Raw genomic sequence first — 12385 nt, 5'->3', positions numbered from 1 at the left:
CTGTTTAGCCGAGCGCTGTTCGAGACGCGCTCCGAGCCGATTCAGGGCAGCCGTTATCGATTGCGGCTGATCATCGGTAGTCTCCCGAGTTACTCCCGAGTCAGTATCGGCTGGTTCTCGCTCTCTCCAGAATTACCATGCGCTGATCGGTCCGGTGTGGAGACTGTCTTCTTCACCATCCTGTCTTCCCTCATTCCTTCGTCTTCTTCGACTCGATGATAACGAGACCAAGCGATGAAATCACGCTGGCGTCTGATCCAAGCTCGAGCCTTGCCAATCCCTCCACCTTCCAAAGCTCTTCAGGGGATGATCTCCATGATGACGTCTGTACAGAGCCGCGAGCGCTGCAGCAAGGCCTCTTTTCTTTCGGATGAGCGAAGTGTGCATTCCGACGAACGTGGCCACCCATTCCGGCGATCGTGACCCCTTGGAGAATCGCAGCGGCGCTGGCACCGCGCTGCATCCTGGACCGCTACCTCTATGCCGATGTGGCGCAAGTGATTGCCAATGGCTCGCGCATGACCACCGTGCTCCAAGCCTGGAATCCCGACGACGCGGGTTGCCTGAGACCGCCACCCGGTTACAGGCCAGATCCCGAGAGCAGCCTCATGATCCTGGCCAGGGCCAAACTGAGCTATGCACCACCCAATCTGCCGCAGCTGTGGATCAAGCAAACTGGCTACGCCTTCGAGCGCTTCGTTGAGCTGAACTGACGAGAGGCGGCGGTCGCCGCTGCGGCGGATCCGCTGGAGCGCGATCTCGACGCCCCCGTTCTCAGTTGGTTGCTACTCGAGTGCCAAGGTGCTCGAGGCCGCGGTCGAGTTCGACAAGACCCGTTCCGAGCTGAGGAACGCCATTGCCAGGCTGGGGAGTCTCCGGTCGCGCGGTCTCGGCACCGTTGCTAAAGGCGCACCGGTAGGGTCAGCGCAAGACGTTCCTGTGCCCGACTCAACGCGCCAATGCGCTCGATCAGCCCGGCGCGTACTCTTGGAGCATCGACACTGGAGGTCAACTCTGAACCGCCGGTGTCGACTTTAATCCGCTTCAACGCGCTGCCGTTCCGGTTCACCATCCTCCGCTTCATTGGTCGGGGTGGTCACTTCCCTGTCTTCTTCGCCGTCGACCAGCGAGCCCGTTGCCAAGATCATCGTTTCGGTCTCAGCATCCGCACGCTTCAATGCCTCATCCTGGTCCGCTCGCTCGACCGACGCGCGGCCCCGACGCTCAAGATCAATCAGATCCCGCCCGAGCCCATAGACCAAGCGGCGCAAGTCATGGGTCAGATTTTTGCGCAGCTTGTTGTTGAGCACTCCGGCGAACCAGAGCCCATCGAGCAGCATCAGCGTCTGATCCAGGCGTGAGATCAGGCGCACATACTGCGCCAATGCGGGGGAGGAGACCTGCAGCGTGACCTCACGCGGATTGGTATAGCGCGGCAGTGGCACACCGCCTTCGGCATCGGCGAGCACCTTCAGCCGTGCATGCTCATCGTTCAGACGCTCAGCAACAGCGGCGATCCGGCTTGAGACCAGATCCTCAATCTGATCCATCTCCGCCTCCTCGGCCAGGATGCGCAGCACCACCGAGATCGAGTACAGCGCGCTGACCACGAGCATGAAGGAATGTCCACGCTGAAGGACGTATTGGGCATTCTGGCTATGAATGATGAGCGTTTGCTCAAGGATGGGTTTGGAGAAGGCGCGCTTGGAGGTGGGTGACGGCGAGGCCATGAGCTGTACTCCGCTGTGATAGGGAGGCTTCAGCCTGACGGAATAACGGTTCACAGCGCAGCATTGAAAAGTGCTGCCAGCGCGTCGTTTTCACGCGCCACGAACACGATGACGTGCATTGAGAGAGGGGCGTCGAGAAAGACGTTAAAAATGACAATCTTTTAACGTCGCGGACCGCGCCTTGCGGTTATAAAGTGTAAGGGAAAACCCGTACAATGAGTCTCATGCAATGTCGCATTCCCTCACCATGACCCGCGAGGCCCGTCAACGCTATGTGATGCAACGTGCACGCCAGGCACGTGGGCTCAGCCAACGCGAGCTCGGACAACGCGTCGGCGTCTCTCCAGCGACCATCTCGCAGTTGGAGAATGGGCGGAAATCGCTCAACCCCAGGCTCGCCGAACGGCTGGCTAACGCGCTCCAATTGCAGGGTCAGGCGCTGCAGCAGTTGCTCGACACCGACGACGCCGCCCAATGGCGACGTTGGATCTGGCGCTCGCGCTGCACACCGAACGAGAAACTCCTGCTGCTGGCCCTGCTCGATCGCTCTGCACAGGCCACGGATACTGAGGGCCTCGTCGAGCAGACCGGGCTGCCGGAGGGCACCGTGCGCGCGCTTACGGATGCCTTGCATCGCCAGGGTCTGCTGCGCCGGATCTTCGACAGCCAAACCGGAGCGCAGGCCTGGTGCTTTGCGTTGACCCCGGCGCATGGAGCACAGCAGCCATGATAGCGAACAGCGGACAGACGGACAGGCTCAGCGCGTTGCAGCAGTGCCTACTGCCCTATGGGGTTGAGCATGAGGTCAATACGGGTGAGCAGCTCGACGCGCGCCTGGCTCAGAACTGCATCGGCATCGTGCTGCGCGGGCAATTGCGAGTGATCTGGGAGCAGGATGCCGGTGCGTCCGATCTCGCGCTCTTGCGCACCGGTGACTGGGTCAATGAACAGGGCTTTCTGCTCGGTGAGGCGCCTGCCCATACCCTTTATCGGGCGGCTGCTTTTACTCGGCTGTTGTTGATCGACATCGCTCAGCTCAACGCTCGACTCGCCGATGGGGCGTTAGCGGATGTGCAGACCAGGTTGCACCCGGCGTTGGCCGAGTATTTGGCTCGACGGATGACGACACTGTCCGATCGGTTGCATCAGGTTCGCTTTGCCGACACCGAATCGCTGATCCTGCAGGTGTTGCAGGAGGCGAGGACCTGGCCTTCGGCGATGTCGCATCCGGAGGGGACCTTGGTCATGGCGCCCTGCAAGCTCATTGCCGAGCGGATCGGCTGTGCGCGTGCGACCGTCAGTCGACTCCTGGGTGATCTGATGCGCGCGGGACGGCTGCGGCGTGAGGGGCGTCGGCTGCTGTTGCTCGACGAACCGTTGGTTGCGGATGCCCGCTGATGGCGGCGCAGCGTCGCGGCCAGCACGCACGGCTCCTGGTCATGATGGCCCTGGTGCCACTGACCTCGGCAGCCAACGTTGAGACCCACCTCGAGACGCTGGGCTTTGAGGTGCCGTTAAGGCAGGGGGAGCGGCTGCCAGCCTGGCAGCAGCGGCACCTGGAGGCGCCGCAGGCAGAGCCGATCCAGCGGGCCTCCGCTCCCGGCATCCGGCATATCCGCGAGCGCGAGGCCCTGCCGACGCCGATCGCCCAGCGGCGGGCACGTTATGCCGCGCTGGTCGAGGCCGAGGCGAGGCGCCAGGGCGTCGACCCCGAACTGGTGCATGCGGTCATCCGCGCGGAGTCGAGTTATCGGCCGCGCGCGCAGTCACCGGCCGGTGCCCGCGGTCTGATGCAGCTGATGCCAGCCACGGCCAAGCGTTTTGGGGTCTCGGACATCTGGGAGCCGGCGGAGAATATTCGCGGTGGCGTCACCTACCTGCGATTTCTGCTGGATCGCTTCGAGGGCAATCTTCGTTTGGTGCTTGCCGCTTACAACGCCGGGGAGGGCGCTGTGGCGAAGTACGGCCATCGCATTCCGCCGTATCCGGAGACGCGCACTTATGTGGACAGAGTGCTCGGGTTCCTGGGGTCTGGATAGCCTGTGTTACCCGTAGGTCACTGAGCGTCATCAGGGCGCGTCGGAAATCACGCCGAAAAAGGGAATCTTTCGCCATCGCGCCATGCAGGCCCGCTGCTTAACCTGACGTCATCGTTCGCGACCATCCGCGCAGCGGCTGCTGATGCGGTTGGATGCGTCGAACGGATACCGGTGCCCGTCCATCAGGACGGGCGGTTTCAACGTCAACCGTTGAGGACAGCGATGCCTACCGTTCTCGCCCGCAATGTCGCCCGCCGGCGCCATGCGCTCGGCTACTCCCAACTCATCCTCGCCCACCATGCCGAGATCAGTCAAAGCTGGATCTCGCGCATCGAGTCCGGCGAGACCCCCTCACTGGGCATGCTCAACAAGCTTGCCCATTACCTGAAGACCGACGTCAGCACCCTGTTGGCTGACCCCGAGCAGAGGAGCCACCGTCATGCCCGCTGATCCCCGTACCTGGGTCTGGGACTGCCGCGGTCTCACCCCCGCGCAACGCCTCACCTTGTTTGCCCTCAGCGACCAGGCGGATGCCGATCAGGGCACCTGCCGGGTCTCGTTGTCCGAACTGGCCGAGCAGACCGAGCTCAGCCGCCGCGGTGTCATCAAGGCCTTGGGCGAGTTGGATGGACGTTTCATTGATCGCGAGCGCGGCGGACCCGGTCGACGCACCCGTTATCGCCTGCGCTGGGATGATGCGGTGGCCCTGCTGCCAGAGCAGTCGATCAATGCCGCTGCACACGAGGTGTTGGACCTGACCCTGCCGTCGACAGCGGCGCTGAGTCTTGGCGACCTCCCGGTACAGACGCTGATCGGCAACGCGATGCCTGACCAACCCGAGCCAGCGCGTCCGGTCTCGATCACACCGAGCACCACCGCGCGGGCCTTCAGTGCACCCGCTAGTGAACCGCCTGCACCCGTCCGGCATGAGGCACCAATGGCCCTAGGGAACCCCGTGCTCGACTCCGGTGCCCTGAATGCCCCATCCGCGCCTGAGGTACCCCGTGCACCGGTGCACAGCGTTCCCCCATCCGATGAACCCTATGCACCAACCGAGGCCCTGAGTACCCCAGCGCTGGTGCACAGCGTGCCTCCCAACACCAGCAACAACCAATCAATACAAGATAAGGATGCGTCGTTGTTGTTGGAGCAGACCCCGCGCGCGCGCACGAGCCAGCGCGCGCAGCCGATCCCGGAGGACTGGATGCCCGCTGCGCGCGTCTATGTCTGGGCGGAGAAACAAGGCCTGACCAAGGAGTGGGTCGACGCTCAGATCGACGAGTTCGTCATCTACTGGAGCGATGCCGGTGAGCGGCGCAAAGAGCTGGGATGCCACCTTCATCAACCGCCTGACCTGGCTCAACCTCAACCCGCATCAAACCACCCACAGCAGGAGTCGCACCGATGACCCCATCCAACATACCGGACTGGCTGACAAAGACTACGCTCGCGACGCGACTCCGCTCGACGACATCCCCTGGATGCGAACCGCTGCTGTCGGCTGAGCAATTGGCTGAGCACAGCCGCGCCGAGGTCCGCAAACTGCTCGCCGAACGTCAGGAGGCCGCGCAGCGCCGCCTGGAGACCCGGATCGGGCGCAGTGGCATCCCGCCTCGGTTCCAAGGCAAGACCTTCACCGACTACCAGACCCGCGTGCCTGAGCAACAGCACGCACGCGAGGTCTGCCAGACCTACGCCGAGCGGTTCGTTGCGCGGGGAGGGATGAGTGACAATCTGCTCCTGCTCGGAGGACCCGGCACCGGCAAGACGCATCTGGCCTGTGCGATCCTGGCGCAGGTCATCCGCGCCGGACACACCGGGCTGTTCATGACCGCTTACGAGGCCCTGAGCACCTTGCGTGAGAGCTATGGACCGCAGGCCCTGCGCTCCGAGCGCGAGTCGATGGCCTTGCTGAGCGAGCCCGAGCTGCTCGTGCTCGACGAACTCGGGCTGGCGATCGGGCGCGATGCCACGCGCCAGGCGCTCCTGTTCCAGGTGCTCAACGCCCGCTATGGCCTGCAGCGCGCGACGATTGTGCTCGGCAACCTGAGGCTGAGTGAGCTGACCCACTTCCTCGGCGAGCGCATCGTCGACCGGCTCTGTGATGGCGCCTCACCGGTGGTGAGCTTCAATTGGCCGAGCCATCGTCGGCTGCGGGTGGTCAACGGCGGTGAGCCGAACGCATGATCATCACGATGATGATCGGCGACGCTCCGTTCCTCTTAGTCCAAGCGCTTGAGCGAGCCACACACAACACAGGCCACACCCGGAATACCGGATGTGGCCTGGAAACAGGTGGGTCGATCAGGGAACCGCCGGGGATGACGGTGACGGGTCAGTGTCGCTCCAGATGAGTCCATCCGGACCCAGGTGCGTGCTGGCGTCCGTCTCGGCGTCTCGGTCCTCGATCGCAGCACGACAGGTGGCCGGATCGAGCGACACCAGCGTCACGGCGCCGTCATTGATCCACGCGACACCGGCCAGGAAGCCCTGCAGGCGCGCGAGCGAATCGGCGTGGATGAGCAGCTGTGCCATCTCAGAGCAAACCCCGGGATGCGAACGAGACCGTGCCTTCGCGCCCGACCACGATGTGATCGAGGACGCGGATCTCGAGCAGATCGAGCAGCGTGCACAGGCGTTTGGTGATGTCGATATCCGCCTGACTCGGCTCTGGATCGCCGCTGGGGTGGTTATGGATCAGGATGACCGCCGCACTGCGATGGGCCAACGCGGCCTCGGCGACCACGCGTGGATGCACCGAGCAGCCATCGATGGTGCCCTGAAACAGCACCGAGAGTTCGAGCAGGCGATGCCGACTGTCGAGAAAGGCGCAGGCGAACAGCTCGCGCGACTCCGGCGCAAAGCGCAGACGGCAATAGCGCTGCACGGTCTCGGCATCGCAGAAGGTCTCGTAGGGTTGGCTCGGCTCGAGCACCCGCACGGCCAACGCGATCAGGCTCTGGCGTTCGGGCTCACTCAGATCCTGAGGGGCCAGGCTGGCAAAGCGATCGCTGGGTGGGGTGTTGTGTTGGGTCATGGTCGTGGTGACTCCAGAAAAGACCGAGGCTCGCGCCACCCCGCGGGGCGACACGGCCCCGGTCGGGTGTGTGATCGGATCGCCGAGCGGCGATCCGTTGGGGTCAAGGTCAGGCCAGGCAGCGTGCTGCGCGCGCTTGCCAAATATCGGCCCAGTCCAGACTGCTCCTCTCGGCAGGGATCGGGTCTGCGGGGATGCGCAGCGTCACGGCCAGTCGTGGTCTCAGGCGATCACGCAGGGCCGCTGCAGCCCGTTCGCCGGCGTTGGAGCGATCCTTATCGACCCATAGGGTCAGATGGCGCACGCCCGCGGGCGGTACGAACCGCTGCATCAAGCTCGCCGACAGGCAGGCCCAGACCGGCATGGCGCTCAGCGCCGAGGCGGCCAGCGCCGTCTCCAAGCCCTCGGCGACGCCTAAGGACTCGCCGGCGGGCATCAGGCGCACCGCACTGCCGCCGAGCGATCGACCGGCGATCGCCGGCAGGAGCTTGCGCGGCGTGGCCACGGGTGCCTTGCCCTGGCCATGGGTGTGCAGATAGGTGCGATGCAGGCTGACCGGCGCACCCGAAGGTGCACGAACCAACGCTAACAGGGTCGGGAAATGCCCACCGAGTACAGATCGCCTCTGGGCGTCCTGACCCCAATAGGGCAATGCCGGGTGCAGTCTAAGGGCTTCAGGATCAAGGTCAGCGGCGCTGAGTCCACGTCCGGCCAGATAGCGGTGCAGCACGCGGGCATCCGGATGATCCGCAGCCAGCGCCTGCGACCAGAGCCGCTCCAGCGTGGCGCCGGTCCCCGATCGTCGTTGTTGCGGCAGCGTCACTCGGCGCTGGACGTTGCGGCTCGGGGTCGCCCAAGCCAGCGTGCAGGCGCCCTGGTCAGGGTCCAGGCGCAACACCTCGGCCACGCGCTCCAGCGTCTGCGGAAACGACCAGCCGAACAGCCATTGCAACAAGGCAAAACCGTCCGCAAACGCCCCGCAGGTGGCACAGATGCCACCGCCAGTGGTCTCGACATCGGCAAACAAGCGAAAGCCGTCGCCATGGACACCACCATGGACCGGACAGGCCACATGCCGTCCCGGTCGATCCAGGGCAGCGGCGAGCCGATCGCCCGCCAGGTGATTGAGTACGGCACACCAGCCCGCCCTCTGGCAGGCCGCGCGCACGCGTGACGCTTCCAGTCGAGGCATAAGCCATCTCCACTAGGGGCTGAAACGGCGCGTCCTGATCAGGGCGAGCCGGTCAGCCGGAACAGGGGATCAGGAAAGCGGCCTGACGGAGGGTTCAGTCGACACCGTTGACGGCATCGACCTGCAAGCGACAGATCAGAATCGGCTGATCGCCGTCTTCAATAACCCTCAGGGGTGGGCTGATGACGCCCGCCTCGACCAGCGCCGACAAGGCGCCGGCGGCTGGTCCAAACTCGGCGATTGCGACCTCATCCGGCGCCAAGGCCAGATCCGGCCGATCCAGGGTTGCGACGGCCACGAGCGCACCGGGCGAGTGCGCCTCGATGAGCAGGATCGCGCGACGCCCAGAGCGACGATGGCGTGACCACTGAATACGGCAGCGACGTTGGTTGAACAGAATACACATTAGACAGGCTCCAACGGACACCGTGCAGGGGTGACGGGTCCACAATGACAGCGTATACCCCGATTCGCGGCCCGCAGGGCAGCGAATCGGGCGCTCAGGGTTCGCTTAGCCAGAGGCAGGGCTAGGCCAGGGCAGGCTGCAACCGTGGCCGAGCGGCAGAGGCCGTGATCAGCGCCCGGGTGCGCTGTTCGTCGATGACGAGCCGATAGACGATTTTCAGATCGGCCCGTGTGGCGCGGTCCTGCGATTCGACGAGCAGGTTGAACAGAGTGGATTGGGTCTCGGCGAGTTGCCGGTCGCTGGCGGTATCTAGAAAGGTATCGATCGCTTGCCAGGTTTCACGGTTGAAGGGCATCAGTGGTCTCCTCAAAAAACGGGGAGACACCGGCCCCGATGGGGAGAGGATCTCCCCAAAGGGTGGATGAAATGGCCACGCGAGGGTGGCCCGGTCGGACGCGATTGAAAGAGCCCAAATGGGCGGCGACACAGCGCGTCTTCGGTCGCCAACAGCGGTGATCGGCCATCAGGCAGATCACTCACAAATCCGCCTTTCCTTTGCCTCCGTTCTTGGACGGGGGCAAAGGAAAGGCCCCGTCCACGGCCAGGGCCGGGACGGGAGCGGGGGATGCGCCAGAGAGCGATGGGCCACAGCGCAAGGGGTCTATAGGCTGTCAAGCTTGCCGCCAACGCGGCCTGCCCGACAGCGCGAAAGCCACCCGATCGGCGGCTGTTTCATGGTTCAGCCGACCGGGCGCGCCAGGCTTTCAGGCCGCCAACAGCAAGCGCTCGGCGGCCCCGAACAGCTCGTCTTCAGCGCTGTGATGTCCTGCACCTGGATCGCCGAGGCAAACAGCTCCGAGACATCGATCCCGATGCCGATGCCCAGTGTTTCCAGGCCGGCGGCGCTGCACTGCGCCAACAACGCGCTCGTCGCTTCCCGATCGGCCGGCTGGCCATCGGTCAGCACCAGGATCACTCGACGGGGCTCGGGACGGGCCAACAGATCGGCGGCGGCAAACCAGAGCGCACCGCGCATCGGCGTGCCGCCCCGAGCGTCCTGAATGAACGCACCGGCCCGTGCCCGCGCGCGCTCACCATGGCGAATCAGCGTGGTGATGCCGGACTCAACGCCTGAGCGACTCGGGAAGGCGGAGACGGCCAACGAGACGCCATTGATGGCATCCAGGGCCAACGCCAGCGCCAAGGCGGACTCGAGCGCAATGTCGGCGCGCAGCCGCGCAAGGCTGGGACCCATCGAGACCGATGCGCGCATCGAGCTCGACAGGTCGATCAGCAGATGCAACGCCGTATTCACAGCGATGCGCTCGCGCTTGCGGGCGAATAACCGCGGATCACCGAGGGTGGCGCGATAGAGGCGCTTGCCCATCAGGCGGGTACCGCTGCGTTGCGGCAATGGACGATCGAAGCGCGACGCCTGCACCAGCCCCTGCAGCCGTGCCATCAAGCGGCGCGACTCGGGCTGCACCCGCGCGAGCAGGCGCAGTCCGGCCGAGGCGCAACCCTGATAAGGCTCGGGGTGAGGCAGGACACAACGCTGGGTGTGAGCACCGGCGTCCTCGAGCAGCGTCTTGGCCTGGGCAAAGAGATCCCGGGGGAGATCCCCGGCACTGGCGCTCAAGGCCTGCGCGATGGCCGCCTGTCCGTGCTGAGCCTGAGGCTGCTGCGGCGCCGCAGTACTCGAGGTCCTGTGCGCGTCGGCGTGCCCGGCATCCGCATCGGCGGCGCCGGGCTGATCAGGTGATGATGCCGAGGCGTTCTTCGCCGGCGCCGGAACGGACTCACGAGCGGATGGCTGTGCGGTCTGTCCGACATCAGCCTGATCCGTCGTGCCCGCGCTCGCCGTCGAATCTACGTCCTGACCCGGCGTCGGGTTTGAGTCCGCAGTCGATGTGGGCTCAGACGGAGCCTCTGATGCGGCTCCCGAGCCGGTCTCTGGCTGAGGGCTGTGCGTGTGTGCGGCGGGAGCATTCGGCATTTCTGCCGGATCGCCCTGTCGTTCAGCCTCCAGCAGGTCGCGGAGACGGCGTGCCAGTTCGACCGCGTCGGTGGTGCTCGCCAGATGGCGCGCCTCCACCAGCAGCCCCTGCAGCCGATGCACCGTGCGTGCGGGAAACACCGCGCGGAGCACGGATTCGGCCTGCCTGGTCGCGGCGGCGAGTCCTGCATACCCCAGCACCTGATGGCGCAGGGCGAGCAGCAGATAGCTGCTCAGAATCCGCCCCGGATGGTCGTCAGCCGAGGCCGTCCCGAGCCCGCCGTCGACGAGCAACTGCGCACAGACCGCCTGCAGCGTGTCACGCGTTCCCGGATAGGGAATCGCCAGCGCCTGCTCAATGCGCACATCCTCGAGGATGTTCTGCAGCGTTATCTGCAGCGCATCGCCGGCGGAGGCCGCCTGTTGATAGACGTCGAAGTCGGTGTAGCGCAGATGAGCGGCCTCATGGGCCAGATAGCCCCAGGCCACCGGCAGCAAGGCCGTGTTCTCGGGCAGGGCCGGCACCTGGATAGTGCGCCCATCCGTGCAGGCCTCCTGGCCGCCGACGCGGACCTCAACGCCAAACTTGCGGCCCAAGGCGGCGGCGACGATCGGCATGGCCTGTTTCAAAGAAGCTGTCATTGGATGCTCCAAGGTGACTGGAGACACCGGCCCCTGCGGGGGCCGAGTGCCCCCGAAGGGTGATGTGTGAAGGGATGAGGCGCCGGTACTTAGAACCAGAAGTCCTGGTTGGGGACCGGCTCGCTCGGGGCTGCAGGGGTTGGCGCAGCAGGCGCTGGCGTTGACGCCGAGTCGCTGGCTGACGCCGGTGTGTTCACCGCAGGCGCCTCGAACAGCGCGTCGAAGTCGTTTGCCCCATTCGTGGCCGCGGCCTCAGCCGGCACCGCTGAGGCCACCGCTGGCAGACCTTGCGTTTGAGCGAGGGTGTCGGCCGGCATCAGCGCCTCCAACGCCAACAACCCGGCCCCATGACGGGCCATGGTCTCGGCATCGCTGACCAGGCGCATCAGCGCCCAGCCCTCAAGGAAGCGTTGGCCCTCGATCGGACCGGTCAGCGGTAGCCGGGCCAGCCATTGGCCCAGGGCCTGCACCACCGGATCAATCCGGCGATCGACAAAGCTCAGGGCATCGAGCTTCTCGTGCACCCGCCGGAAGGTTCCCAGCGCACGCCGCGAGAGTGAGGCCTGGCCGACGAATGCGCGCTCCAACCCACGGGCGAGTTGCTCGACCTCGGTGAAGATGGTCGTGCCGACCTCCTGCAGATCATCCGCCAGCGTATCAGCGCCCACCACCGGTGAGCTCTCGATGCGCAGCGCCTGCACGCGGAAGCGAAACTGTCGCCGCACCTGGTCCACCGGATCGACGGCGTTGCGGATCGCGCTCGACCAGTCGGGATAGGCCGCGCACCAGGTATCGATATGCTGGTCGTAGTCGCTCAGAAAGCGCTCGGCATCGGCCTGGGCCTCGGCGCTGATCCGCGCGGCTTGCTGTTGCAGCTCAGCGGCCCGGCGATCCGGAATCAGATAGCCACCCAGGAACCGCGTGCCAACCGCCAACAGCTCACGCTCGAGCTGCTGCTTGTGGCGATGGAACACGCGCAGGGCCTCTGGATTGCAGACCTTCTTGCTGCCCAGCGAGACCAGGTCCACGGGGGGGCGCTCGTCGCCTAAGTGCAGATCCTCGGCGCGCAATTGCTTGCGCCCGGACCAGATGCGGAAATCGATCCGGAACAGGGTCATCTGTTCGGTCAGCCGCAGCACGTCAGGCGGCGTCAAGGGATGGGTGGTCGATTCAGTCATACGAAACCTCCCGCGCCGTGCCAGACCCGGTTCGGGTCTGGATGCGGCGCACGATACGGGTCAATGGATTCAGAACCAGAAGTCGTCCTCGCCGGCGGCGATCTGCGAGAGATCGAGTGGACCAGGGAGCGCGCGTTGGCGGGTTCTGGATGCGGGGTGGTCCGC

At 65.2% G+C, this 12385-nt stretch carries 17 protein-coding genes; 8 read left to right on the top strand and 9 right to left on the bottom strand.

What is annotated here, in order from left to right:
* Both VBE63_RS20200 and VBE63_RS20195 read left to right on the top strand, forming a co-directional pair.
* On the top strand, positions 1-219 hold a 219-nt coding region (locus tag VBE63_RS20200; RefSeq protein WP_323684821.1), incomplete at its 5' end, for a hypothetical protein.
* A 200-nt stretch (positions 220-419) separates the two neighbouring features.
* Positions 420-713 carry a hypothetical protein gene (locus VBE63_RS20195; protein ID WP_323684820.1) on the top strand — a complete coding sequence of 98 codons (294 nt, stop codon included), beginning with the start codon at positions 420-422 and terminating at the stop codon, positions 711-713.
* 188 nt (positions 714-901) lie between these two features.
* On the opposite strand, the gene VBE63_RS20190 is transcribed toward VBE63_RS20195, so the two are convergent.
* The gene (locus tag VBE63_RS20190) at positions 902-1048 is read right to left on the bottom strand and encodes a hypothetical protein (RefSeq protein ID WP_323684819.1); all 147 of its coding nucleotides are present in this window, start codon (positions 1046-1048) and stop codon (positions 902-904) included.
* Positions 1035-1730, bottom strand: coding sequence for a hypothetical protein (locus VBE63_RS20185; protein ID WP_323684818.1), 696 nt, complete (start codon positions 1728-1730; stop codon positions 1035-1037). The genes VBE63_RS20190 and VBE63_RS20185 overlap by 14 nt, the downstream gene beginning before the upstream one ends.
* Before the next feature lie 229 nt (positions 1731-1959).
* Here VBE63_RS20185 and VBE63_RS20180 point away from each other — a divergent pair, with 229 nt between their 5' ends.
* The 6 genes from VBE63_RS20180 (at position 1960) to VBE63_RS20155 (ending at position 5956) form a co-directional block, all read left to right on the top strand.
* Positions 1960-2460 carry a helix-turn-helix transcriptional regulator gene (locus VBE63_RS20180; protein ID WP_323684817.1) on the top strand — a complete coding sequence of 167 codons (501 nt, stop codon included), beginning with the start codon at positions 1960-1962 and terminating at the stop codon, positions 2458-2460.
* The gene (locus tag VBE63_RS20175; RefSeq protein WP_323684816.1) at positions 2457-3128 is read left to right on the top strand and encodes a Crp/Fnr family transcriptional regulator; all 672 of its coding nucleotides are present in this window, start codon (positions 2457-2459) and stop codon (positions 3126-3128) included. Before VBE63_RS20180 ends, VBE63_RS20175 begins: the two co-directional genes overlap by 4 nt.
* Positions 3128-3769, top strand: coding sequence for a lytic transglycosylase domain-containing protein (locus tag VBE63_RS20170; protein ID WP_323684815.1), 642 nt, complete (start codon positions 3128-3130; stop codon positions 3767-3769). Before VBE63_RS20175 ends, VBE63_RS20170 begins: the two co-directional genes overlap by 1 nt.
* Positions 3770-3991: 222 nt before the next feature.
* On the top strand, positions 3992-4219 hold the full coding sequence (locus VBE63_RS20165) for a helix-turn-helix transcriptional regulator (RefSeq protein WP_323684814.1): 228 nt from the start codon (positions 3992-3994) through the stop codon (positions 4217-4219).
* Positions 4209-5177, top strand: coding sequence for a DnaT-like ssDNA-binding domain-containing protein (locus VBE63_RS20160; RefSeq protein ID WP_323684813.1), 969 nt, complete (start codon positions 4209-4211; stop codon positions 5175-5177). The genes VBE63_RS20165 and VBE63_RS20160 overlap by 11 nt, the downstream gene beginning before the upstream one ends.
* Positions 5174-5956 (top strand): ATP-binding protein, encoded by a 783-nt coding sequence (locus tag VBE63_RS20155; protein ID WP_323684812.1) that lies wholly within the window; start codon positions 5174-5176, stop codon positions 5954-5956. Before VBE63_RS20160 ends, VBE63_RS20155 begins: the two co-directional genes overlap by 4 nt.
* 117 nt (positions 5957-6073) lie before the next feature.
* On the opposite strand, the gene VBE63_RS20150 is transcribed toward VBE63_RS20155, so the two are convergent.
* The 7 genes from VBE63_RS20150 to VBE63_RS20120 all read right to left on the bottom strand — a co-directional run bounded on the left by VBE63_RS20150 (position 6074) and on the right by VBE63_RS20120 (position 12220).
* Entirely contained in the window at positions 6074-6304 is a 231-nt protein-coding gene (locus VBE63_RS20150) for a hypothetical protein (RefSeq protein ID WP_323684811.1), read from the bottom strand.
* Position 6305: 1 nt separating this feature from the next.
* Complete coding sequence (locus VBE63_RS20145; protein ID WP_323684810.1) at positions 6306-6806, bottom strand: JAB domain-containing protein; 501 nt, start codon at positions 6804-6806, stop codon at positions 6306-6308.
* A 109-nt stretch (positions 6807-6915) separates the two neighbouring features.
* Positions 6916-7998, bottom strand: a complete 1083-nt coding sequence (locus VBE63_RS20140) for a toprim domain-containing protein (RefSeq protein ID WP_323684809.1) — start codon at positions 7996-7998, stop codon at positions 6916-6918.
* A 94-nt stretch (positions 7999-8092) separates the two neighbouring features.
* On the bottom strand, positions 8093-8404 hold the full coding sequence (locus VBE63_RS20135; protein WP_323684808.1) for a hypothetical protein: 312 nt from the start codon (positions 8402-8404) through the stop codon (positions 8093-8095).
* 121 nt (positions 8405-8525) lie between these two features.
* Complete coding sequence (locus tag VBE63_RS20130; RefSeq protein ID WP_323684807.1) at positions 8526-8759, bottom strand: hypothetical protein; 234 nt, start codon at positions 8757-8759, stop codon at positions 8526-8528.
* A 384-nt stretch (positions 8760-9143) separates the two neighbouring features.
* On the bottom strand, positions 9144-11042 hold the full coding sequence (locus VBE63_RS20125; RefSeq protein ID WP_323684806.1) for a VWA domain-containing protein: 1899 nt from the start codon (positions 11040-11042) through the stop codon (positions 9144-9146).
* 89 nt (positions 11043-11131) lie between these two features.
* Positions 11132-12220 (bottom strand): DUF3150 domain-containing protein, encoded by a 1089-nt coding sequence (locus VBE63_RS20120; RefSeq protein ID WP_323684805.1) that lies wholly within the window; start codon positions 12218-12220, stop codon positions 11132-11134.
* Positions 12221-12385: the final 165 nt, after the last annotated feature.

Source organism: Lamprobacter sp. (assembly GCF_034860625.1).
In the GTDB taxonomy this organism is placed as follows: Bacteria; Pseudomonadota; Gammaproteobacteria; order Chromatiales; family Chromatiaceae; genus Lamprobacter.
Note: the sequence above shows the minus strand (reverse complement) of the source record. Positions and strands in the feature narration are given on the sequence as shown.